Origin of the sequence: Lujinxingia sediminis (assembly GCF_004005565.1) — a bacterium.
In the GTDB taxonomy this organism is placed as follows: domain Bacteria; phylum Myxococcota_A; class Bradymonadia; order Bradymonadales; family Bradymonadaceae; genus Lujinxingia; species Lujinxingia sediminis.
In genome coordinates, this window is the sequence record NZ_SADD01000008.1 from 1 (window position 1) to 20,272 (window position 20,272).

Here is a 20,272-nt window from a genome sequence, read left to right on the forward strand (position 1 = left end):
GTGTGAGACGACCGGGGGTCATTATGGGACGACCGGGGGTTAGTGTGAGACGACCGGGGGTCAGTGTGAGACGACCGGGGGTCAGTGTGGGACGACCGGGGGTCAGTGTGGGACGACCGGGGGTCAGGGTGGGACAACCGGGAGCTGGAAGAACGAAGGAAGGTTCAGATCGATGCTTAAATGCGTCGATGTGTGGCGTGATAGCACCCAGGGGATTGGGTTCACCCGAGCGGGTCCGTGACATGGACGCACGAGGGCCTTCATAGCACCGAGAGGTGGTATGCGAGTGGCCAGGGCGCCTCGGTGGACTTGAGTCGAGTGCCGAATGGCCGAGGGGGTAGGCATAGCAGGCGATGCGCCGGAGAAGTGAAGCCGGACGACGGGGGGCATCTCGCGTTCTATACGTTCATGGCGAGCTTAGCAGGCATCTGCGCGCATATTTTTTGATTCGGGAGAGGCGGGCGACCTGCGTGAGTGGACTGTCCGAGGGGGCCGGAGCACATGGTACGGCACTGTGCCGTCGAAGCGCGATTGTTCCGCATGGGAACGTGCAGTCACGCTTGCCGGCTTTCCATCGACTGCGTTGAAAGGCATAGGCTTCGAGAAAGTCGCGGCGGGCAGCTTCGGCGCGGCGCATGAGTTCAGCATCTGTGGTGGCAAATCGGGGAATGAAGCTGCGTGAGGGTGTCGGCGTGTCGGGCGAGGTATAGGGATCGAGCTGTTGGAGCACCTCACTGGAGTATTGAGTCGTCTCACTGCCCTTCTGACGTTCGGCGAGAATCTCAAGGCGAGCTTCTTCGATGCGAGCTTCGAAATGGGCAATCGTTTTGTCGAGGGGCCAGTCCTCGTAGCCAGGAGGAGGTTCAGGAGTCAGCTCGATAAACTCCGGAGCCGTATCGCCGAAAAATCTGGACGGGCGGGGAATCTGGAGGGGCTTTCCCCAGTCTTTGGGCTGGATCATAAAGCCTGGCCAGTCTTCAAGACGATCGACAACGCCTGCTCGCACCGGGTTTAGAAGGGTGTAGATAAGTTTACGATCGCTGGCGTCCTGGTCGAGCAAAACGCAATCACAGTAGGTGCCCGCTTCCCAGAAATGACCTTTTCGCTCAAGCGCCTTGTTGCGAGCTCGCGCAATGCTCGCAAAGCTGTCGCGAGCCATATTGCTGCGCTCGCCGGTGTTGTCCGTGATGACGAGATGGATATGGTTGGACATGACGGTTACCGCGTGAATCGACTGGCCGTGGCGGGTAGCCGCTCGCGCGAAAGCGTAAGCCGTTAGTTCCGCAAGCTCCGCGTCAGGACGCAGAAAGAAGCGTCGTTCCGAGGTGCGTCGTGTGATAAAAACCAGTTGGTCAGGTAGGTGTTGACGGGGCGCGGTCATGGTAGTTCTCCAAGAGAGGTGACGTTAACAGCGCTGTGTGTCTGTTATCGCGTGCCTTCGGAGAGCTTTGCGTGAGAGCCCTACTTTTTTGCCGTCGTAGGACGTTTTGAGGCGCGAGAGCGTTGAGCAGGTAGATGTTTCACATGTGAAACGTGAGTAGATGATGTGCCCTGCTCTTCAGGGGGACCGGGAGTCAGGAGGGGAACCGGGAGTCAACTTGAGCAGTGTCGAAAAGGGCGAGGTGGACGATGCAAGGAGACGGGTTTGAGAGTAGTTCGCAGCCCTACTGGACCCTTGAGAGTCAGGGTGAGTCGGAGTTGGTCGTTGAGCGAAGCAGGTTTATCGGGTTTGCCAGTCGAGTCGTGACGGAAGGCGAGGCGTTGGCACGTGTTGACGAGATACGACGGCGATTTCATGACGCGCGTCATGTCTGCTACGCGTTGCGGATCGGACGGGGAGTCGAGCAGGTTGAGCGCGGTGTGGATGATGGGGAGCCTGGTCGAAGCGCCGGGTTTCCGATGCTTCAGATCCTTCAGGGGCGCGAGCTATGCGATACGTTGGTCGTTGTCGTGCGCTACTTTGGCGGAATAAAGCTCGGAGTCGGGGGGCTCGCTCGTGCGTATCGAGAAGCAGCGAGAATGGCGTTGGACGACGCTGTTGCGGTTGAGCGGTTCCCGGAGGTGGTTGCGGACTTGGTCGTTCCCTACTCGGTTCAGGCTCAGGTTGAGCACCTGCTCGACGGTCAGCAGGGCGTGCGCGTCATTGAAACGCATTATGGCGCAGAGGTGTGTATGCGGCTGGCGATTCGCTGCGTCGATCGCCAGATGATTGAAACTCGCCTTGCAGCGTTGTTGCAGCGCGACGAGCGTGATGTGCTTGTGGAGACAGTCCCGGCTGGCACATCTTAACGACGTGAATGCGTTGGTATGGAGCGCTGAAAGGATGGTGGATTGCCGCGAGCCAGGGTCTTGACCCCGGGTCGTGCTCCTGACCCCGGGTCGTGCTCCTGACCCCGGGTCGTGCTCCTGACCTCGGGTCGTGCTCCTGACCCCGGGTCGTGCTCCTGACCCCGGGTCGTGCTCCTGACCCCGGGTCGTGCTCCTGACCCCCGGGCGTGCGTGCAACGCGAACGAGAGGGCCAATCGACTCCTATGCTTCACCAGTGGGGGGCGTTCGCCGTCAGGGACGTGTCGCAATCCATACAAGGTGTCGGCGGCCACGATCGCCGGCGGCGTACGACGTGTGGCGTTTGACCTGAAAGCGCGCTTTTTTGAGGCGCCGGGAGAAGGCCTGGTCATCGGAGACCGACCAGACGCCGAGGACTCCACCCGAACTCAGAGCGTGAAAGGCCCGCTCCAGGCCGGTCGCCCCGTAGAGGCCGTCATTCTCGCGGGCAGTGAGGGCTTCTGGTCCGTTGTCGACATCCAGAAGAATCGCATCGAAGCGTGTCTGTGTACGGGCAATATGCGCTGTCACGTCGCCTTCCAGCAGCGTGACACGCGGATCATCGAGAGGGCTGTTGGCGAGGGGGGCCAGGACACCGCGATTCCATGTGATGATCTCAGGGACGAGCTCGCTGATGAAGACCCGGGCATCGGCACGAAGGGCATCCAGGGCGGCCCGCAACGTAAATCCCATGCCAAGTCCGCCGATGAGGACACGGGCGTTGGGTCGGTGGGCGATCGGGGCGACTCCGCGGGTGCCAAGGTCGTCTTCCGAGCCATGGGCGCGCGAGGTCATCAATTCGATGCCGTGGGCGCGAAGCACGTACTCCCGGTCACGTTGTTGAAGGAGGAGTTCTCCGCCATCGGGAAGCGTCGTGCGCTCCAGGGTGAACCACGGTTTCATGCGAATCTCACAGAGGGGGCAGGCTGGGAAGTGTCGACGGGCACAGGGGAAGTCATTGATGCACGGGTCACGTGTTCTTGCTCGAACTCTTAACGTTTTGCGCGATGGGAACGCTAGTTCAAAAGCAGGTAGATGCCCACGACTGGAGTCGTCATCAACAGGGAGTTTAGTGTGGCGAGGGCGACAAGCGGCGCTAGAGCGATTGTTCGGGTTTTGCTTCGCAGGCTTAGAAGTCGTGTGTGCGCAGCGTCGAGGGTTTCGAGCGCCGTGCCAGCCGGCCCAGCCATCGTCGATTCAGAGGAGGGAAGAGTTTGGGGTGGTTTGGAGGCTGAGACGCGAAGCATGCGGGAGATCAGACGCGCGATGGTTTTGTCGAGAGCCCAGGTCACAGGGCGAGCGAAGACCCCCGCGGCTTGCTGCGCCGCACGACGCACGACCGGGTAGAGCAATCCCTGGTACAGGGTGAGTGAAAGTTTCTGGAGAGCGCTGGCGGAGAGTTTGCCTCGGCGAAGGGTATCGATCTCGGCCAGCGCTGACTTGAGACCTTCGAACACCATCACGACCAGTTGCCAGATGTTCTCCATGGCGAGGTCGACGACGCGCACAGCTCCCCAGGTGGCTCCGAGCCCCAGGCCAATGATGGCGCCGTATAGGATGAGTAGAGCCTGAGGAATCAGGCTCAGCGGCGCAAAGAGCCACCAGGAGAACGCCACGCAGATGACGACTGCAAGCGCACACCATCGCGCCATCAGGAAGAGCGCGGAGGGCAGGTTGAAGATGCGTTTTGCCCGCTGTTGAAGTGCGTTGCCGGACCTCCACTCGTGCCACCAGTCAGAAGGAATCGCGAGACGAGCCTCGGTACGCGTCAGCGGGGCCGGGAGTGGGGCTGGCGCTGGAGCATGTGCCGCGGGTGGTGGTTGCGTGTCCGTGGTAGGGCGTTGGTTGCCGAGCATGACATCCGTCCTGGTCAGAGGAGTCGGGCAGGACTAGCGAAGCGTGCTGGAAAGTTCGGTCCAGGCCGGCTGCTCGTCGGCGAGCATGGTCTGAAGCTTCTCGGTGGAGATTTGGCCTACCAGGACCGGCTGACGTCCGGGAGCGGGCCAGATCAACTTTGCAAGCAGGGCTTCGAGATCAGGCTGACACTCGCATGTCATCCACGCATCGACCAGTTCGTTTCGAACTGCCGCGGAGCTTTCGTCAGGGGGCCGGGTCGCCACACGTTCGATGAGAAGATCGACGGCGGGGCACGTTTGAGGGTTGGCAAGGTGGCCGGAAGCAGCGGCTCGCCGGATCGCGTCTTCATTCGGAGGGGCCGCCCGCTCTACGGGCGCCGGTGCGGGAACCACAAAGAGTACCGAGTCACCCAGTTCGTTGCGAAACGACGTAAGAACGCTCTTCATGCGCTCGGCAGAGGTGGGCCCGTCGATACGGAAGGCGATTGCTGGTGGCTCTCCACCGGAGTGTTGTTGCTGCGCCTGCCGAAGAGCGTCGGCCGCCGCGCTGAGATCGTCGTTGAAGTCTCGGCGCAACAGACTCAGCGTGGAGTCGCTGATACCGATGAGGATGCGCGGTGTCTGCCGGGTGGGGCTGAGTGGTGCGATGTCGCGCAGCGTTTGACTTTCCGCAGCGGGGCGAGTGGCGTCGATCCAGGCCTGGGCGCGCTCGGCGCTGGCCAGATCGCAGCTCCAGTCGTTGGATGGGAAGGGGAGTGGTGCCGCCGCGCCTGTGTCACCTCCTTCAGGGGCCTGATACGGCGAAGAGAGCTCCTGGGAGGTCTCGGTGACCTGCTCCGGGGCGGGCGCCGTGCGATCGCAACCTACGCTCAACAGGCTCAGCAGGAGCGCGCAGGTTGTGTGAGAGAGGCGGCTTTGAAGCAGGCCGGGCGATATCAGAGATGACGACGAGCAGGTCACGATGAGCTCCACTGAGAGAGGACAGGGTACACCAGCGTACGACGTCTGAGGTGTGCGCTAAATTCAGCGCATTAATAGGCGACGTCAGGCGTGTCATGGCTGGTGTTGAGAACCTCCACGATCGCTTCTCCGACGCCTGTGGCGGAGGCCGGGTTTTGGCCGGTGATCAGCCGTCCGTCAACGACCACGTTTTCCTGAAAATTGTCGGCTCCCTCAAAGTTTGCGCCGCGCTCCCGAAGTTCGCTCTCCAGCAGAAAGGGGACGACCTGATCGAGCTCCACGGCGCGCTCTTCGGCATCGGTAAAGCCGGTGACTTCTCGATCGGCGACAAGCCATTGACCGTCGGAGAGTTGCACATTCAGGAGAGCCGCCGGGCCGTGGCAGACCGCAGCGACGGTTCCGCCAGCCTCCCAGATGCGAGCGGTGACCCGTTGCACCGCGGCACTGTCGGCGAAATCCCACATGGTGCCATGGCCGCCGGCAAAGAAGATCGCCCGGTAATGTTCGGGGACAACCTGATGGATGGCCAGCGTCGTATCAAGCTGGCTGCGCAGAGCGTTGTCTTCCCAGAAACGGGCGTTGATCGGGTCGTCCATATCCAGGCTTTTCGGATCGGCAGCAACCGGACCTCCCTGCGGACTTGCAAAGTCGATGGTATAGCCGGCCTCGGTAAGCACAGACCAGGGATGGGTGACTTCGCTGAGGTAGTAACCGGTCGGTGTGTCGGTATCACCAAGCATCGTATGGTTGGTGAGCACAAACAGGATCTTGCCTTGCTCGCCGCGGTCGTCACGCTCCGAGGAGTCCTCGTTGGAGGGCGCGAGTGCGTCACGAGAGCCGCTCTCGCCCTGCGGCGCACTCGACGCTCCGGTGGCGCAGGCGATAAGCGCGACAGGGAAGAGAATGAGCGTGGCAAGGCGGAAGATGGATGCGAGCAGGGGCATGAATCGACCGTGTCCGAGGTGGATGGGAGCCGGTGGTGAGCGCGCCTCACCGAGGTGAACAAAGAAGTATCCTGCGCACCGGTTCAGCACAGGCAAGAACGTTCTTTTCGACCGGAGCCCACCACGTCAACCATGCTCGCCATAGAGTTCGAATAGCGGCGATGGTGCTGGCGCAGAGGCGCCCCGGGGTTGGTCTCAGAGCACGCTTTGAGGCGACCGGGAGTCAGCCTTCCGAAGCCAGGCCGATGACTCGCCCCCCCCCGCGATTATGCGGTGTCAGTGGCCGGTGGTCGAGACCAGGCCCACGCGATCGATCAGGCTCTGGCTCTCGGCGTTCAGACCGGTGAGGACGACGTCCTTGCCCAGAGCATTGTACTTGGCGATGATCCGCGCGATAGCAGCGACCGCCGAGTGGTCCCAGACGTGGGAGGCAGAGAAGTCGATCTCGATGCGTTCTGGGTCGGCCTGGACATCGAAGGTCTCGCTGAAATCGGTGCAGGTCGCAAAAAACATCTGGCCCTGGATCCGGTAGCGTTTGCTGCCGCCTTCAAGAAGGTCGTCGGCAATCGTAAGCCGTGCGATGCGCCACCCGAAGATGATGGCTCCGAGAATGACCCCCACCGCCACGCCTTTTGCCAGGTCATGGGTGTAGACGACGGTGGCGACCGTGGAGAGCATGACCACCGAGTCGGCCGCCGGAATTTTGCGAATATCGAGCAGGGAGTTCCAATCAAAGGTGCCGACGCTGACCATGATCATGACCCCGACGAGCGCGGCCATCGGGATACGCATGACCACGTCGCCGAGTACCAGGATCAAAAACATCAAAAAGACGCCGGCAACCAGCGAGGAGAGTCGGCCGCGACCGCCGCTTTTCACATTGATCACCGACTGGCCGATCATCGCGCAGCCGGCCATCCCGCCGAAACATCCGGCGATACAGTTGGCAATGCCCTGACCGCGCAGCTCTTTGTTTTTATCGCTTCGGGTATCGGTCATATCATCGACAATCGAGGCGGTGAGCAGCGACTCCAGCATTCCGACCATCGCCAGGGGCAGCGAGTAGGGCAGGATGATGAGCAGCGTCTCCATGGAGAGCGCGACCTTCGGCAGCGCAAAAAGTGGCAGCGCGCGCGTGACCTGGCCCATATCGCCGACGGTCTTAAGCTCCCAGCCGGCGAAGAGCACGAGGGCGGTGATGATGACGATCGCAACCAGCGCCGAGGGAAGCGCGCGGGTGATTCGAGGCAGGCCGTAGATGATCGCCAGGGTCGCGGCGACCAGGGCGTACATCAGCCAGCCAGCGCCCTCAAAATGAGGAAGCTGCGCCATAAAGATCAGAATGGCCAGAGCGTTGACAAAGCCCAGCATCACCGAGTGGGGGATGAAGGTGATGAAGCGCCCCAGCTTTAAGGCACCGGCGATGATCTGAATGACCCCGGTGAGGATGGTGGCGGCCAGCAAATACTCCAACCCGTGGTCGGCCACGAGCGTGACCATCAGGAGGGCCATTGCTCCGGTCGCCGCTGAGATCATGCCGGGGCGGCCGCCGGCGATGGCCGTCGTGACCGCAATGCAGAAGGAGGCGTAAAGGCCCACCATCGGGTCGACGCCCGCGATAATCGAAAACGCGATGGCCTCCGGGATCAGCGCCAGAGCGACGGTGATGCCAGCCAGGATGTCGCCGCGGATGTTGAAGAACCACGTGCCACGAAAGGATTGAAGAGCGGGATGCAAAACGTCTGCCTTGGAACATGAAGAAGGAAGAGGGGAGGTCTGACGACTCCAAACCACAAAACGCGCCAGGTCGCCGGTGGTGGGGCATAGCGGCGCGTTCTCCCGGCCGAGGTCGGGCAGGGGGCTAACCTTGCGATGGCTGTTAAAGGGGCACAGCGAACAGAAGGTGGACGGAGGCGTCTTGAGACGCGCGCGCCAGCTTCTAACTCGAGCTTAGAGCGCAGGAATCGGCGAGTTAACGCAACGTGGGGAGATGCGCAAGGCGAAGTTGGCGCGGGGGGCTCGTGTGCCACGAACTCGGCAGTGCGCCCGGCGTTCCGGAAATGGCAGAGTCACCAGGATGCGTCATCGGGCTACCAGGGGATGGCAGAGCCGTCCCAGGCAAAGAAGCTGCCGGAGTCTTCCGGGCGCAGGCCATCGATGATTTCGAGAAGTTGTGTCGCGGCGCGCTCCGTCGAGAAGAGCTTTGAGTCGGGGACGTGGGCCCGATAGGGCTTTGAGAGGTCGGTGGCGACCGTCCCGGGGTGCAGCGCCACACAGATAAGCTCTCCCATGCGTCGATGTTGGCCGAGTTCAATGGCCATGGTGCGCGTGAGCATATTTTGAGCGGCTTTGGATGCGCGGTAGCTGTACCAGCCGCCCAGGTTGTTGTCGCCGATGCTACCGACCCGTGCCGAAAGGTTAGCGATGATCGTGCGCTCTGTGTGGCGCAGCAGCGGGATAAGATGTTTCACGACGAGGGCGGGGCCCAGAGCGTTGACGTGCATCAGTTCGTTGAACGCATCCGGGTCGAGGTCGCTGAGGCGTTTCTCCGGGGTGATGTGATGGGACGCATCGTGGAGGAGTCCGGCCACGTTGCAGACCAGATGCAGGCGGTCGGTCTGGGTTCCGATCTCGCGGGCGGCCGCGGCGATGGTGTGTTCGCGAGTCACATCCAGGTCGATGCAGATCAAGCGCCCGGGGTGCTGCTCTCGAAGCTCCGCCAGCCCGGAGGCGGTCGTTGCGCTGCGCGAGCAGGCAAAGATCCGGGTAAAGCGCGATGTGGCGAGCAGGGCGCGGGTCATCGCCAGGCCAAGGCCGCGGCTGGCGCCCTGAATCAGGGCGAAGCTCCGGTTTGGAAAGGAGGTCCATTGCGCGTCGGGCATGGTGCGGCATCCATCGTCGAGAGGATCACGGGAGCGAGTGCGTTGACTGCCCAAAGCTCGGAACGAACTTAGGCCATGGCAAGGCGCGCGGTTTTTTAAGAGGGCGCGCGGACGTGTATCGGGCGATCTGGCGAGGAGTGCAGGATGGCAACAGCGATCAAAGTGATTGTGTCGCTCTCGGCAGTGGCGCTGGGAGCGCTCTGGGTGGCCGGCTGCGCCAGCGCTTCCGGCGTCGGCACGGATGTGAAGGTGGTTGATAACCTGGAAATCGAGCGCTACCTGGGCACCTGGTATGAGCTGGCCTCGGTGCCGCTGCGCGCGCAACGCGGGTGTGTGGGAACGACGGCGACCTATTCGCTGCGCGGCGATGGGGATATCCGCGTGTATAACCGCTGCCTCAAGGGAGGTTTTGATGGCAAGGTCAGCGATATCACCGGGCGAGCGTGGGTGAGCGATGAGCGCGATCCGGCGAAGTTGAACGTGCGTTTCTTCTGGCCCTTTAAGAGTCCTTACTGGGTGGTCGCGCTCGACGGGGGCTATCGGTGGGCGGCGGTCTCCGGACCGGAGCAGGAGAAGTTATGGATCTTGAGCCGCACGCCCTGCATCAATGCGCAAACCTTCGCGCAGATCTATGATGGGCTGGACAGGCGTGGCTTTCCGGTGGGAGCGTTGCGCGCGACGCCTCAGAGGGATGAAAGCGGGCAACGCTGTGAGGTGAAGCTGCCGCCGGAGGTGGCCGACGCCTCCGAATAGACGGTTCACATTCGCGACCTGGGGAATCGAGCGTCAGGTGGTGCACCTGGCCGCATGCGGGCGCCGGTGAGCTACGCTGACCGGGAAAACACCATTGGAGTGGCAGCAGGACAGGGAGTACGCGATGAGCCGTGAAGTTTCAGTCATGTTAGGTCGGTTGAGGAGGAGGTGGAGAGTGGCGCTACTGGCCGGCGTTGTTGCGTTAGCAACGCTGAGCTGCGCGCGGGGCTCCTACAACGATCTCAATCCTGATCCCGGTGAGAACCTGGCGGAGCAGAATGCAGCCGATCGGGATCGTGAGCGTGAGATGCGACGATCGCTTTGTCCGGCTGGCACGACGCCCTGCAATGGGGAGTGTGTGGACCTGCAATCGGACGCGTTTCATTGCGGCGGCTGCGGGGAGGTCTGCGCGCCTCCGGGGATCTGTGATCGAGGTCAGTGTCTGGCGGATTAAGTGCCCCCCGGTCGGCGTGACCCCCGGTCGTTCTATGTTCTTACCTGTAGACATCACGTGGTCTGTTTTGCCGTGATGTAAAATAGCGCACATGCTGAGGGGGCCTCCCCGGTTGGGGGGCCCGGGAGTCGCCTGGTAGGGGCTCTCTCACGAGATGAAGCAGGGGGATGCAGCGCTGCGCCGGATGTGTTTCCGGGATGAAACAGGTCTCGGTGCACGGGGTCTCAACAGTTGGAGCGTGGGGGGAGTTACCGGTTGTGGCGTTGCGAACAAATTGTCACACTCGATGCATGGGACACGATGATTGCTCCGGGGTGGAGGGGAAACCATGACGTTGGGAAAACCTGTGACGAGGACGAGATGGCCGCGCGATATATTTTGAGCCAGCCCCTTGCTTTGGCTGTCGACGTGGCCATGGACGAAGGGCTCGATGTGGAAGCGCTCGCGCAAGGCCTTGAGCTCGATCTGAAGGCCGTGCAGCGCACAGCTTATATGCGGGTGCCCTGGGAGAGCTTTGCGATCTTCCTGGAGCGTATGGAGGAGGCACTTGGTGGCGCGTTCGTTCCGGCAATGACCCGGCGCTATCTGGAGCAAAATCCTTTTCGTAATTTTATGCGGGTGGGCGGGCTTTTCTGCAGCCCGCAGCTTTTTTACAAGATGGCCAACCACGTGTTCGGGCCGATGATGTTCCCGCTGCTTCGATTCGAGGTGGAGGAGTTAGGGAACCTGGGGTTTCGGGTGGTGACGACGTTGCCGCCGGATGTTCGCGATTGCCCGGTGTTTTTTCGTATCTGCGGCGAGTTCTTGCGCCACGGACCAGCGTTGGTCGGGATGGCGCCAGCGCGGGCCCATTACGTCTTCGGCGTGAGGCGGGCGACGTTTCAGGTCGACTATCCGCCCTCCCTCTCGCTGCTGGCGCGTCTGCGACGCTTTTCGGATGCTGCGCTGGCCAGCCGCGCCTTTATGGAGGAGTTACAGGCTCAGGGCGAACGTCTTCGTGAGAGTTACGACGCGCTGCAAGAGTCTGAGGAGAGCTTTCGAACGCTGGTGGAGCGCAGCCCGGATGGGGTGATGGTGCTTCATGATAGCGGGATCATCTTCGCCAATGACGCCCTGGCCAGGATGCTGGCGTTGCGTCGAGGGCTGGAGCTTGTCGGGAAGCACATGGAGACGATCGGCGCACCGGGATACGACGTGTCGGCGCTCTTGCAGCAGGCCCTGGAGCATGGGGAGGCGGTGGCGTTGCGTTTGCGCGAGCCCGGAGATGATGCAGCCGCTGCGGTGCCGGTCGAAGCCCGGGCGCTGCGCGCCCGCTTTCTGGGGCGCGATGCCCTGATCGCTACGCTGCGCGATGTGCGTGAGCGCGAGGCATCGATGGCCCGGGCGATCGACACCGATCGCCTGGTGACGATGGGAACGCTGGCGGCCGGTGTGGCCCACGAGATCAACACCCCTCTTAGCTACGTGCAGGCGAACCTCGACTTTCTAAGCGAGCTTCTGGAGGATATCACCGACCGGCCTGAGTTGGATGCGGCGGCGGCTGCCGACGTGCATGCCTCACTGCGGGACGCACGCAAGGGGGTGGAGCGGGCCATCGAGATCACCCGCGATCTCAAAGAGGTTGGGCGCGAAGGTGAGTCCCGCGGCGAAGTGCTTGATCCGCGCCTGTCTGTGGAGGGCGCGCTGCGCTGGGCGCGCGCGGAAGTGCTGCACGTGGCCCGGCTCCAGATGGCGTTGGAAGCGTGTGGCGAGGTGATGGCCAGCCGGCGGCGTTTAAGTCAGGTGGTGCTCAACCTGCTGATCAACGCGGCACACGCCATGAACTCGGAGGAACGGCAGCGCAACCTGGTGGAGGTCACGACATTCGCCTCCGCGGATCACGCCTGCATTGAGGTATGTGATAACGGGCCGGGGATGGCGCCAGAGACATTGGAGCGGGTCTTCGAGCCCTTCTATACCACCAAGGAACCCGGGCGGGGCACCGGGCTCGGGCTCTTTGTGAGTCGCGAGATCGTGGAGGAGTTCGGCGGCACACTGCACCTTGAGAGTGAGCCGGGAAGGGGGACGCGGGCGACGATTCGGCTGCCGCAACACCAGGAGGCGACGCGCAGTACCGCAGAGACGTCCGCGTCATGAGCGGTCGAGCCGCTGTTGGAGCTTTCGAATTACGTCGCAATGCGCTCGGGGAACGCGCTCAGCCAACCGACGGCGTGAACACCCCACAGGCCGATCAGGATGGCTTCAGCCGCGTCGTGCCGAAGTGTGGTGGGGGCCGGGGCGCCTGACCAGGCGATGACCTGGCGAGCGACCTGGTCGGCGGCGGCCTTGGCTCCGGCACCGCTGCGCTGCTGACGATCGAGGAGGAGCGCCTCGCGCCAGTGCTCCGGGGCCACCTGCAGGGTCTCAGCGCCCTGGCGTGCTGCGGTTTTCTGCCAGATCTCGGCTAACCCCCGGTCGCCTTCGAGCACCAGATAGGCCAGTGGAGCCTCGTCACGGAGCACCGCCCAGGCCGCGTCGCGCAACCGGCGTTTGGATCCGAAGTTCGTCGATCGGTAGCGCAGCAGGCGGCCCTCGGCGGTGTAGGTGGCGAAGCCGCAGCGCAACCCCAGGTCAATCGCGAGAAGATGGGGGATCATGGTCTTGAACTCCTGAAAATGCGTTTACCCTTCCCTCGAGTCGAACGTAGCAACGGTGATCCCCGGTGGCCAACCCTGAGGCCGGGTCGGGAGGCGTCAAGCATGAAGGAGCGAGGGTGCGAGAGGCAAGGACGTGGAGAGCAGGAGGACTCATCAAAGGTGCGCTCTGGGCGGGGGCGCTCACCGCGGCAACCTTCTGTGCCGTCGCCGCGCTGAGCCGTCCGGCGCTGGCGAGTGAGCAGCAGGGGGCGCAGGCGGAGGCCGAACCTGAACCCGGCCCCCGGGCGCGTTCTCTGCTCCCGCCAGCCTCGGCGCACGTCTCGCCAGGCGTCACCCGCTGGCCTCCTCCCGCCGAGTTGCGCCGGGTTAACCAGTCGCGCCTCGATCGTCAGGCCCGTGGCATGGGTGTGTTGCTCGGTTGGTCGGCGCTGAACATCGGGGTAGGCACCGCCGGCTACCTGGTGAGTGACGGCCCCCGGCGTTACTTCCACCAGATGAACGCCGCCTGGAACGTGGTCAACGCCGCCATTGCCGGATTCGGGCTTCGCGCTGCGTTGCGCGACGATGCATCGCGTTTCGATGGCCTGGAGACTCTGGAGGAAGGGCGCTCGTTTGAGCGCATCCTGGCGATCAATATCGGCCTCAACGTGGCCTACATGGCTTCGGGTGCGTTTATGTGGGAGCGGGGCCTGCGTCGTGATGATGATCGACTCCGGGGCTACGGGCCCTCGCTGCTGCTCCAGGGAGCGTTTTTACTCGTCTTCGACAGCACGCTCTTCGCGCTGCAGCGACGCGCCTCGGCGCGCTACCTCGAGGGGCTTCAGCTGGGGATGGAGCCCGAGGGAGGGCTGCATCTGGGGTACGGCGTGCATTTCTAGTATCGGCAGCATGAGCTCAAAGGATGGTTGTTACGACGCTGTGAGCAGACGTTGATGGCGCTGGATGCGAGATCGAGCGTGGCGCGGGCAAGGCGCAAAACTTGAGACGATGCTTTCGCATCATCGAGGCTTCGCGACGCTGCCCCCGGTGCTCTCGATGCAGGAGACGCGGCATCAACGATAGCTCACGGCGTAACACGAGGATGAACATGAGTGTGTTTTTCAAGGCGTTGCGTGACCTGCAGAGCTTGCAGCCGCAGAAGGAGCGACGCTGGGTCTACGTAGCCTACGATCAGCTCAACGCGGAGTTGGAGCCCCTGGCGTCGACCCCGGCCGAGGAGCTGGGACTGGTACTGATTGAGTCGCAGGCCAAAGGTCGCCGGCGAGCCTACCACAAGCAAAAGCTGCTCTGGGTGCTCGCCAGTCAGCGCCACTTTGCCCTGGAGCAGGCCCGACGCGGGGTGCACGTTCGCTACGCGGTGACGTCGGACGACTACGCCACATGCCTGCGGAAGCTAAGCGATGAGCTGGGGCCGCTGGAAGGGATTGAACCGGCGGAGCGGGAACTGCGCACTGAACTTCAAGCGCTGGTTGATGAAGGGCTGCTGAGCTGGCACAGCCACAGTGGCTGGCTCTCCTGCACCGAGGATTTTCTCAGGAGCCAGCGGCATAAGGAGGGGCCCTGGCGTATGGATGCGTTCTATCGCTTCATGCGTAAGAAAACGGGCCTCCTGATGGATGGCGGAACGCCTTGGGGCGGCCGCTACAGCTTCGATGATGAGAACCGTGAGCCCTGGTCGGGAGAGCCTCCTGCGCCGGAGATGCCGAACTTCGAACCGGACGCCATCACACAGGAGGTTGCGGCGTTCATCGCGTCGGAGTTCTCGGATCATCCCGGCGCGCTTCACCCCGAACACGTCGCCGCCAGCGCTGAGGACGTCGACGCGTTGTGGTGTTGGGCAAAAGAGGCCTGCATGACGCATTTTGGCCCCTACGAAGACGCGATGAGCCACCAATCGCGGGGAGTGTTTCATACCCGCATCTCGGCGGCCTTGAACCTGCATCGGCTGATGCCCGCGCGGGTCATTGAGGATGTGTGTGCCCTGGAGATCCCGCTCAACAGTAAAGAGGGATTTGTGCGGCAGGTCTTGGGTTGGCGCGAGTTTATGCGCCATGTGCATCGCCAGACCGATGGGTTTCGAGACCTGCCCGGCTCGTGGGCAGTACTCAATGCCGATCGCGCATCGCCGAACTTCCTGGAAGTCTTCCACGATCTTCCGCCAGCCTACTGGGGCGAGGCCTCCGGCCTTACGTGTCTGGACACAGTCGTCGAGTCCGTCCTCGACGAGGGCTACAGCCACCACATCACGCGCCTGATGGTGCTGGCCAATCTGGCGACCCTTCTGGATGTCGATCCCGGGCAGATCACCAACTGGTTCTGGGAGTTTTATATCGACGCGTACGACTGGGTGGTGGAGCCCAACGTGCTGGGCATGGGCGTCTTTGCGCTGGGGGACCTTTTTACGACCAAGCCCTACATCAGCGGGGCGAACTACATCGCGAAGATGAGTGATTACTGCGGGAAGTGCGCGTTTGACCCGGGCTCGAATTGCCCGATCCGCTCGCTCTACTGGGCGTTTCTCGCCAGGCATGAGGCGAAGTTGCGAGAGCAGGGGAGAATGAACCTTGTGATGGGATCGTTGCGGCGTCGCTCCGACGAGCAGCGCGTCGCCGATGCCCGGGTCTTCGAGGTGTTGTGGGCGCATCTCCAGCGCGGAGAACTCGCCGCACCGGCGGCGTTCCGGGAGAAGGGCGGCCAGGCGAGCCTCCCGGGGCTCTCGTCGTCCTGACATTGAGAGGGTTGGCCGAGAGGCCGGTTCAGTGTGTGGCAGGCCGACCGGGGGGCCGGCCTGCCGGGGTGGGTCAGGCCGACTCGGAGTTCGATGGCAGGGGGGAGTTGTTGGAGGAGCTGCGCGCACCGCGGTTGACCGCGTCGCGCACAAGCCCGAGAAGATCGTCCCGGCTGTAATGGCCTTTGTTGAGTACGTGGTGCACACGCTGGGTCAGCCGGGAGCGGTCGCGCTGGTTCAGATCCATGGCGGTGACCACGACCACCGGGATGTCTTTCCAGCGTGGATTTTCCTGAAGGCGATCGAGGACCTCAAAGCCGTCCATCTCCGGCATCATCAGGTCGAGGAGAATGAGGCTGGGCATGGCACCTTCTGCCAGAAGTTCCATGGCGACGCGACCGTTGGGGGCGCTCTCTACTTTCCAGCCGGCCTGGATCACAGTGCGCTCAAGCACGTCACGGGTGGCGTCGTCGTCTTCGACGATCATCAAGCTCTGGTTGCTCTTTCGCCCCTGGCCGAAGATGTCGAGCACGCGGGTCAGGCGGCCGCGATCCACCGGCTTGAGCAGGTACTCCGAGGCTCCCAGCGCGTAGCCCATGCTTTTGTTGCTGACGATGGTGAGCATGACCACCGGGATCTCTGCGATCTCAGGATCGGCTTTAAGCCGGGTGAGCACCGTCCAGCCGTCCATCTCGGGCATCATCACATCGAGGGTGATCACATGGGGCTGGAGCTCTCGGGCCATCTCCAGGCCTTCGGTGCCGCTGAGCGCAGAGCTGACGCGGTAGCCCTCGCGGTTGAGGAAGCGCCGCATCAACGCATGCACCGTGGGGTCATCGTCGATGACGAGCACCGATGGGGCGTGGTCGGGAAGATCCACGCTGAGGTCATCGATCTCCTCATCGAGAATGAGCGGATCGTTCTCGGCCACCTCGACCTTGCTGGGAAGGCGCACCCGGAAGGTGGAGCCCTCGTCGACCTGGCTTGTGACCGAGATAGCACCGCCCATCATCTCGGTGAAGTGGCGAGTGATCGTCAGCCCAAGGCCGGTGCCGCCGAAGCGACGCGTGGTGGACTCGTCGGCCTGGGTGAAGGCGTCAAAGAGGGCCTCAAGTTTCTCGGGGGAGATGCCGATACCACGGTCTTGAACCTCAAAGACGCACCACTCGCGGTTGTCGAGCGATTCGCGGTAGACGTTGAGCCGAACCACGCTGTTGTGAGTGAATTTGGCAGCGTTGGAGAGGAGGTTGAAGAGGATCTGCCGCAGTTTGGTCAGGTCCACAACGATTGCGGTCGGTGCAAGCTCGGCGTCGACGCTAAAGCGGTTGCCGTTTTTCTCAATGACCGGCTTGATAGTGGCTTCGACGCTCTTGAGTAGATCGGGCAGGTTGATGGTCTCCAGGTACATGTCCATCTTGCCCGCCTCGATCTTGGCCAGGTCGAGGATGCCGTTGATCAGGCTGAGCAGGTGGTTGGCTGCGCTGCCAATCTTCTGAAGATCGTCGAGGTACTCGCGCTGACCGTCCATGGCCATCTCTTCGCTGATGAGCTCGCTGTAGCCGATGATGGCGTTGAGCGGGGTGCGAAGCTCGTGGCTGGTATTGGCGAGAAAGGCGCTCTTAGCCTCGCTGGCCTGGAGGGCGGCGTCGCGCGCTTCGCGAAGCTCCACCTCGGCCAGGCGGCGCTCGGTAATATCGCGCAGGATCACCACGCGTCGATCTTCTACGTCGCTTTCAATCCGGCTGACGGAAAGCTCCACCGGGAAACGCTCCCCGTTGGCCCGCACCGCATCGGATTCATGCAACTGGCCCTCCCAGGCGACAATGCCGCGCGGGGTCTGCTGCTCGGCGAAGAGTCCTCGGGTGGGCTCTTCGCCGGTGGCCTCGTCGGTTGATTTCAACGGGCTCGCCATGTGCGGTCGCCCGGTAATCGCCGGTACGATCGCGCTGAATGGCGAGCTGACGATGGACTCCTGTGGGTAGCCGAAGATACGGCTAGCCGCCGGGTTAAGTTCCTCGATTTGACCGTTGGCTCGGATGGTGAGGATACCGTCAGCGGCAGTCTCCACGATGGCGCGTGTGTGCGCCTCGCGGCGTTGCATCTGGCTGACCGCCCAGTTTTTAAGTGCCTCATAGGCCAGGGTCAGGCTCAGGACCAGCACGTAAAGTCCGGCGAGCACCGTCATCTCGAAGATGATGGACTCGCGCTCGCCGAGCGAGGGAGAGCGCTCACTGCCGGAGAGGATCTGGATGTAGTACGTCGCCGATGCTGCCAGGCTGAGCACCAGCCAGATGACCCCGGAGCGGATGTTGGCCACCAGGATGGCTAACATCGGAACGACGGCAAGCCACAGAAGCGGGGGGGAGCCAAAGCCGGCGACCATCGTGACGAAGAGCATGCACCAGTAAACGTTGAACGCCAGCCAGTTGCCGATGATGTTAAAGCTGACGTTATGGCGGATCATCAAAATCGAGGCGGAGACCAGGCCAGCACAGAGCATCACCCCGACAGCGCTCAGCGAGGTGCTGCTGAGCGCGTACATGATCACCGAATAAATAGGGGCCCAGATAACCAGCGCGAGTGAGAAGACGATGACGATCTTCGCGCGAAACGCCTGCTCGACGGGAGCTTCTGTGAAATTGGGTGCGACGCGTGCGAGCAGCGCGTCGAGAAGACCGCTGCGGGTGGTGCTGGAGGTGCTGCTCATAGGGGAGATCCTGAAAGGGTACGGCCATCGCGCTCCCGATGCGGGGCGCAGAATGTGCGCGGGCGTTCACCTGTCCCCCCCGATGGCGAGTCGCCCGGGCACCGGTTACGGCTGGGTTGTTTTGTTGACCTCAGGGTAATAACTGCCGAGTGCGTTCGACGGCAAGGGCGCTGAAGGTCAGAAGTTGTTTTCTTATGTGACTGACACGGGTCCGAACCCGTGTGGGCCAGTCGCGAGCGTTGCGAAGTTGGCCGGTTTCGGCCAGACGGTGGGTATGCTGACGTTTGATCTTGCCGCTGGACGTTTTGGGGATGGAGCCGGGCGGTACGAGATGAAGATCGGCCAGCGCCAGTCCGAAGTGATGCTGAAGGGTGTGACGGACCTCGCGCTCCATCTCATCGAAGGGCCTCCAGGTGCCCGGCGAGATCTCGGCGACCAGGTGCAGGGCCTGAGTGCCCAGAGCATTCGGTCGGGTGTAGGCCACCACCCGGCCCAGACGCAGTCCTTTGATGCGTCCGACGTGACGCTCGATGTCGGAGGGAGCGAAGTTCTGGCCGGCGATGATGATCAGATCTTTGAGGCGATCGATGATGTAGAGCTGGTCGTCGGCGATGTAGCCGATATCTCCGGTGGCGAGCTCCGGGTCGGGACTGACGTCTTTGCCCCAGTAGCCCGGTGAGACCGAGGGGCCGCGCACATGAATCTGGCCGACCTGGCGCTCGCTCAGAGCCTGACCGCTCTGAAGATCGCGCAGTACAAGGGTGTGCTCCGGTACCACGTGGCCCACACTGACGGAGGTAAGCGCGTGGGTGGCGTCGGGGACTTCGAAAGGGGCCCGGCGATCGTCGGCCACGGCGTTGCGGTCGACGCTGTCGTAGCGCACCCGGGTGTTGGGCCGCGGAAAGGCAACCGCAAGGGTGGCCTCGGCCAGGCCGTAGACCGGAAAGAAGGCTTCGCGTTTAAACCCATAGGGCTCAAAACGGTCGAGGAAGGCGTCGACGGTGCGGTGATCGATGGGCTCGGCACCGTTGAAAGCCAGGCGTACCGAGGAGAGGTCGACCCCTTCGAGGAGGCGCTCGGGCAACTTCTGCGCGACCACGGCGTAGGCGAAGTTGGGCGCGACGATGAAGGTGGCTGCAAAGCGGGTGATGCCTTTGAGCCAGCTGTCCGGACGGGCGACAAAGCCCGAGGGGCGCATCAGGTAGGGAGCAAAACCGACAAAAAGTCCCAGAAGTGGTCCGCCGATAAGGCCCATATCGTGGTAAAGGGGCAGCCAGGAAAAGGAGCGGTCGGCTGGCGAGAAGTGCCCGGCCAGGGTGCTCGCGCGCAGGTTTGCCACCAGGTTTTTATGCGTGACGATCACGCCCTTGGGTGAGCCGGTGGAGCCGGAGGTGTACTGCAGATACGCGGTCTGGGAGAGGGGGCGGTGCCAGTCTTCTTCAGCGATAGGCTCGCCCGGAGCGTCGTCGTCGAGCAGAGCCGGGCCGTCGAGCAGCGTGGTGGTGCCGAGGCTGGCCAGATCGAGGGCGTCCCAGCGGTCGCGGTGGTCCGCGACAAGCGCACGAGGCTGGCAGTCGGCACAGACCGCCCGGATGCGCTCGTTGAAGCTGCGGGAGAGTTTCAGCTCGGTCAGCGGAGGGAGCGGGACGGCGATGGCCCCCAGGGTCATCGACGCCAGCATGAAGGCCATAAAGACGTCGACATCGTCCAGAGAGAGGATCACGCGCTCGCCATCGGTCACGCCCTGCGCCAGGAGTGCTGCGCGAGCTTGTTCGACCGAGCGCAGCATGCGCGCAAAGCTGATGGGCGAGGCGGTGGGCCCGTCAGTGCTTAAGGTGACGTCGTAAAATGCGGGCTTCTCGGGCGCGGCGCTGGCGCGCCGCCAGAAGATCGCTGCGAGCGACTCGTCGGCGGCGGGGATGGCGTCGAGTACCGCCTGCGGCGTATCGAGGGCTGAGGCCGGGCGAACCCAACAAGGCTCAGAAAGGGGCGTCGGAGCGGTGGATGTGGACATGGCAAACCTCGG

16 protein-coding genes are annotated in these 20,272 nt (G+C 62.9%); 6 read left to right on the forward strand and 10 right to left on the reverse strand.

What is annotated here, in order from left to right; all coding sequences use genetic code 11:
• Nucleotides 1–406 precede the first annotated feature (406 nt).
• Nucleotides 407–1,381 carry a transposase gene (locus EA187_RS13590; protein WP_115607050.1) on the reverse strand — a complete coding sequence of 325 codons (975 nt, stop codon included), beginning with the start codon at nucleotides 1,379–1,381 and terminating at the stop codon, nucleotides 407–409.
• A gap of 248 nt (nucleotides 1,382–1,629) precedes the next feature.
• On the opposite strand from EA187_RS13590, the gene EA187_RS13595 reads away from it, so the two are divergent.
• A complete protein-coding gene (locus EA187_RS13595) occupies nucleotides 1,630–2,289 on the forward strand; it encodes an IMPACT family protein (protein ID WP_127780615.1) in 660 nt (219 codons plus the stop codon).
• A gap of 271 nt (nucleotides 2,290–2,560) precedes the next feature.
• Here EA187_RS13595 and EA187_RS13600 read toward each other — a convergent pair whose 3' ends face one another.
• From EA187_RS13600 to EA187_RS13625, 6 genes are all read right to left on the reverse strand, one after another.
• Nucleotides 2,561–3,229 (reverse strand): spermine/spermidine synthase domain-containing protein, encoded by a 669-nt coding sequence (locus EA187_RS13600; RefSeq protein ID WP_115607047.1) that lies wholly within the window; start codon nucleotides 3,227–3,229, stop codon nucleotides 2,561–2,563.
• Nucleotides 3,230–3,342: 113 nt separating this feature from the next.
• Nucleotides 3,343–3,978, reverse strand: coding sequence for a hypothetical protein (locus EA187_RS13605; RefSeq protein WP_127780616.1), 636 nt, complete (start codon nucleotides 3,976–3,978; stop codon nucleotides 3,343–3,345).
• A gap of 237 nt (nucleotides 3,979–4,215) precedes the next feature.
• Complete coding sequence (locus EA187_RS13610) at nucleotides 4,216–5,055, reverse strand: hypothetical protein (RefSeq protein WP_115607044.1); 840 nt, start codon at nucleotides 5,053–5,055, stop codon at nucleotides 4,216–4,218.
• Between the two features lie 158 nt (nucleotides 5,056–5,213).
• Nucleotides 5,214–6,086 (reverse strand): type 1 glutamine amidotransferase domain-containing protein, encoded by an 873-nt coding sequence (locus EA187_RS13615; protein ID WP_206524361.1) that lies wholly within the window; start codon nucleotides 6,084–6,086, stop codon nucleotides 5,214–5,216.
• Nucleotides 6,087–6,362: 276 nt separating this feature from the next.
• Nucleotides 6,363–7,823: a SulP family inorganic anion transporter gene (locus tag EA187_RS13620; protein ID WP_127780617.1), complete on the reverse strand. Its 1,461-nt coding sequence runs from the start codon at nucleotides 7,821–7,823 to the stop codon at nucleotides 6,363–6,365.
• Between the two features lie 353 nt (nucleotides 7,824–8,176).
• Nucleotides 8,177–8,968: an SDR family oxidoreductase gene (locus tag EA187_RS13625; protein ID WP_127780618.1), complete on the reverse strand. Its 792-nt coding sequence runs from the start codon at nucleotides 8,966–8,968 to the stop codon at nucleotides 8,177–8,179.
• Between the two features lie 144 nt (nucleotides 8,969–9,112).
• Between EA187_RS13625 and EA187_RS13630 the strand changes: the two genes are divergently transcribed.
• From EA187_RS13630 to EA187_RS13640, 3 genes are all read left to right on the forward strand, one after another.
• The gene (locus EA187_RS13630; RefSeq protein WP_127780619.1) at nucleotides 9,113–9,721 is read left to right on the forward strand and encodes a lipocalin family protein; all 609 of its coding nucleotides are present in this window, start codon (nucleotides 9,113–9,115) and stop codon (nucleotides 9,719–9,721) included.
• Nucleotides 9,722–9,896: 175 nt separating this feature from the next.
• Entirely contained in the window at nucleotides 9,897–10,175 is a 279-nt protein-coding gene (locus EA187_RS13635) for a hypothetical protein (RefSeq protein ID WP_164856262.1), read from the forward strand.
• A 360-nt stretch (nucleotides 10,176–10,535) separates the two neighbouring features.
• On the forward strand, nucleotides 10,536–12,311 hold the full coding sequence (locus EA187_RS13640) for a sensor histidine kinase (protein WP_164856263.1): 1,776 nt from the start codon (nucleotides 10,536–10,538) through the stop codon (nucleotides 12,309–12,311).
• 29 nt (nucleotides 12,312–12,340) lie between these two features.
• Here EA187_RS13640 and EA187_RS13645 read toward each other — a convergent pair whose 3' ends face one another.
• Nucleotides 12,341–12,811 carry a hypothetical protein gene (locus EA187_RS13645; RefSeq protein WP_164856264.1) on the reverse strand — a complete coding sequence of 157 codons (471 nt, stop codon included), beginning with the start codon at nucleotides 12,809–12,811 and terminating at the stop codon, nucleotides 12,341–12,343.
• Nucleotides 12,812–12,927: 116 nt separating this feature from the next.
• On the opposite strand from EA187_RS13645, the gene EA187_RS13650 reads away from it, so the two are divergent.
• Together EA187_RS13650 and EA187_RS13655 are read left to right on the forward strand one after the other, a co-directional pair.
• On the forward strand, nucleotides 12,928–13,689 hold the full coding sequence (locus tag EA187_RS13650; RefSeq protein WP_127780622.1) for a DUF6992 family protein: 762 nt from the start codon (nucleotides 12,928–12,930) through the stop codon (nucleotides 13,687–13,689).
• A 209-nt stretch (nucleotides 13,690–13,898) separates the two neighbouring features.
• Entirely contained in the window at nucleotides 13,899–15,539 is a 1,641-nt protein-coding gene (locus EA187_RS13655; RefSeq protein WP_164856265.1) for a cryptochrome/photolyase family protein, read from the forward strand.
• Between the two features lie 73 nt (nucleotides 15,540–15,612).
• Here the strand turns inward: EA187_RS13655 and EA187_RS13660 are convergent, their stop codons facing one another.
• Together EA187_RS13660 and EA187_RS13665 are read right to left on the reverse strand one after the other, a co-directional pair.
• Entirely contained in the window at nucleotides 15,613–18,246 is a 2,634-nt protein-coding gene (locus tag EA187_RS13660; RefSeq protein ID WP_127780624.1) for a response regulator, read from the reverse strand.
• Between the two features lie 130 nt (nucleotides 18,247–18,376).
• Nucleotides 18,377–20,260, reverse strand: coding sequence for an AMP-binding protein (locus EA187_RS13665; protein WP_127780625.1), 1,884 nt, complete (start codon nucleotides 20,258–20,260; stop codon nucleotides 18,377–18,379).
• Nucleotides 20,261–20,272 lie beyond the last annotated feature (12 nt).

What these genes read in the sequence shown, in the direction of transcription:
- EA187_RS13590 (WP_115607050.1), bottom strand. Translation starts at nt 1,381, where the DNA reads ATGACCGCGCCCCGTCAACACCTACCTGACCAACTGGTTTTTATCACA.
- EA187_RS13595 (WP_127780615.1), top strand. Translation starts at nt 1,630, where the DNA reads ATGCAAGGAGACGGGTTTGAGAGTAGTTCGCAGCCCTACTGGACCCTT.
- EA187_RS13600 (WP_115607047.1), bottom strand. Translation starts at nt 3,229, where the DNA reads ATGAAACCGTGGTTCACCCTGGAGCGCACGACGCTTCCCGATGGCGGA.
- EA187_RS13605 (WP_127780616.1), bottom strand. Translation starts at nt 3,978, where the DNA reads ATGGCGCGATGGTGTGCGCTTGCAGTCGTCATCTGCGTGGCGTTCTCC.
- EA187_RS13615 (WP_206524361.1), bottom strand. Translation starts at nt 6,086, where the DNA reads ATGCCCCTGCTCGCATCCATCTTCCGCCTTGCCACGCTCATTCTCTTC.
- EA187_RS13625 (WP_127780618.1), bottom strand. Translation starts at nt 8,968, where the DNA reads ATGCCCGACGCGCAATGGACCTCCTTTCCAAACCGGAGCTTCGCCCTG.
- EA187_RS13630 (WP_127780619.1), top strand. Translation starts at nt 9,113, where the DNA reads ATGGCAACAGCGATCAAAGTGATTGTGTCGCTCTCGGCAGTGGCGCTG.
- EA187_RS13640 (WP_164856263.1), top strand. Translation starts at nt 10,536, where the DNA reads ATGGCCGCGCGATATATTTTGAGCCAGCCCCTTGCTTTGGCTGTCGAC.
- EA187_RS13645 (WP_164856264.1), bottom strand. Translation starts at nt 12,811, where the DNA reads ATGATCCCCCATCTTCTCGCGATTGACCTGGGGTTGCGCTGCGGCTTC.
- EA187_RS13655 (WP_164856265.1), top strand. Translation starts at nt 13,899, where the DNA reads ATGAGTGTGTTTTTCAAGGCGTTGCGTGACCTGCAGAGCTTGCAGCCG.
- EA187_RS13660 (WP_127780624.1), bottom strand. Translation starts at nt 18,246, where the DNA reads ATGAGCAGCACCTCCAGCACCACCCGCAGCGGTCTTCTCGACGCGCTG.
- EA187_RS13665 (WP_127780625.1), bottom strand. Translation starts at nt 20,260, where the DNA reads ATGTCCACATCCACCGCTCCGACGCCCCTTTCTGAGCCTTGTTGGGTT.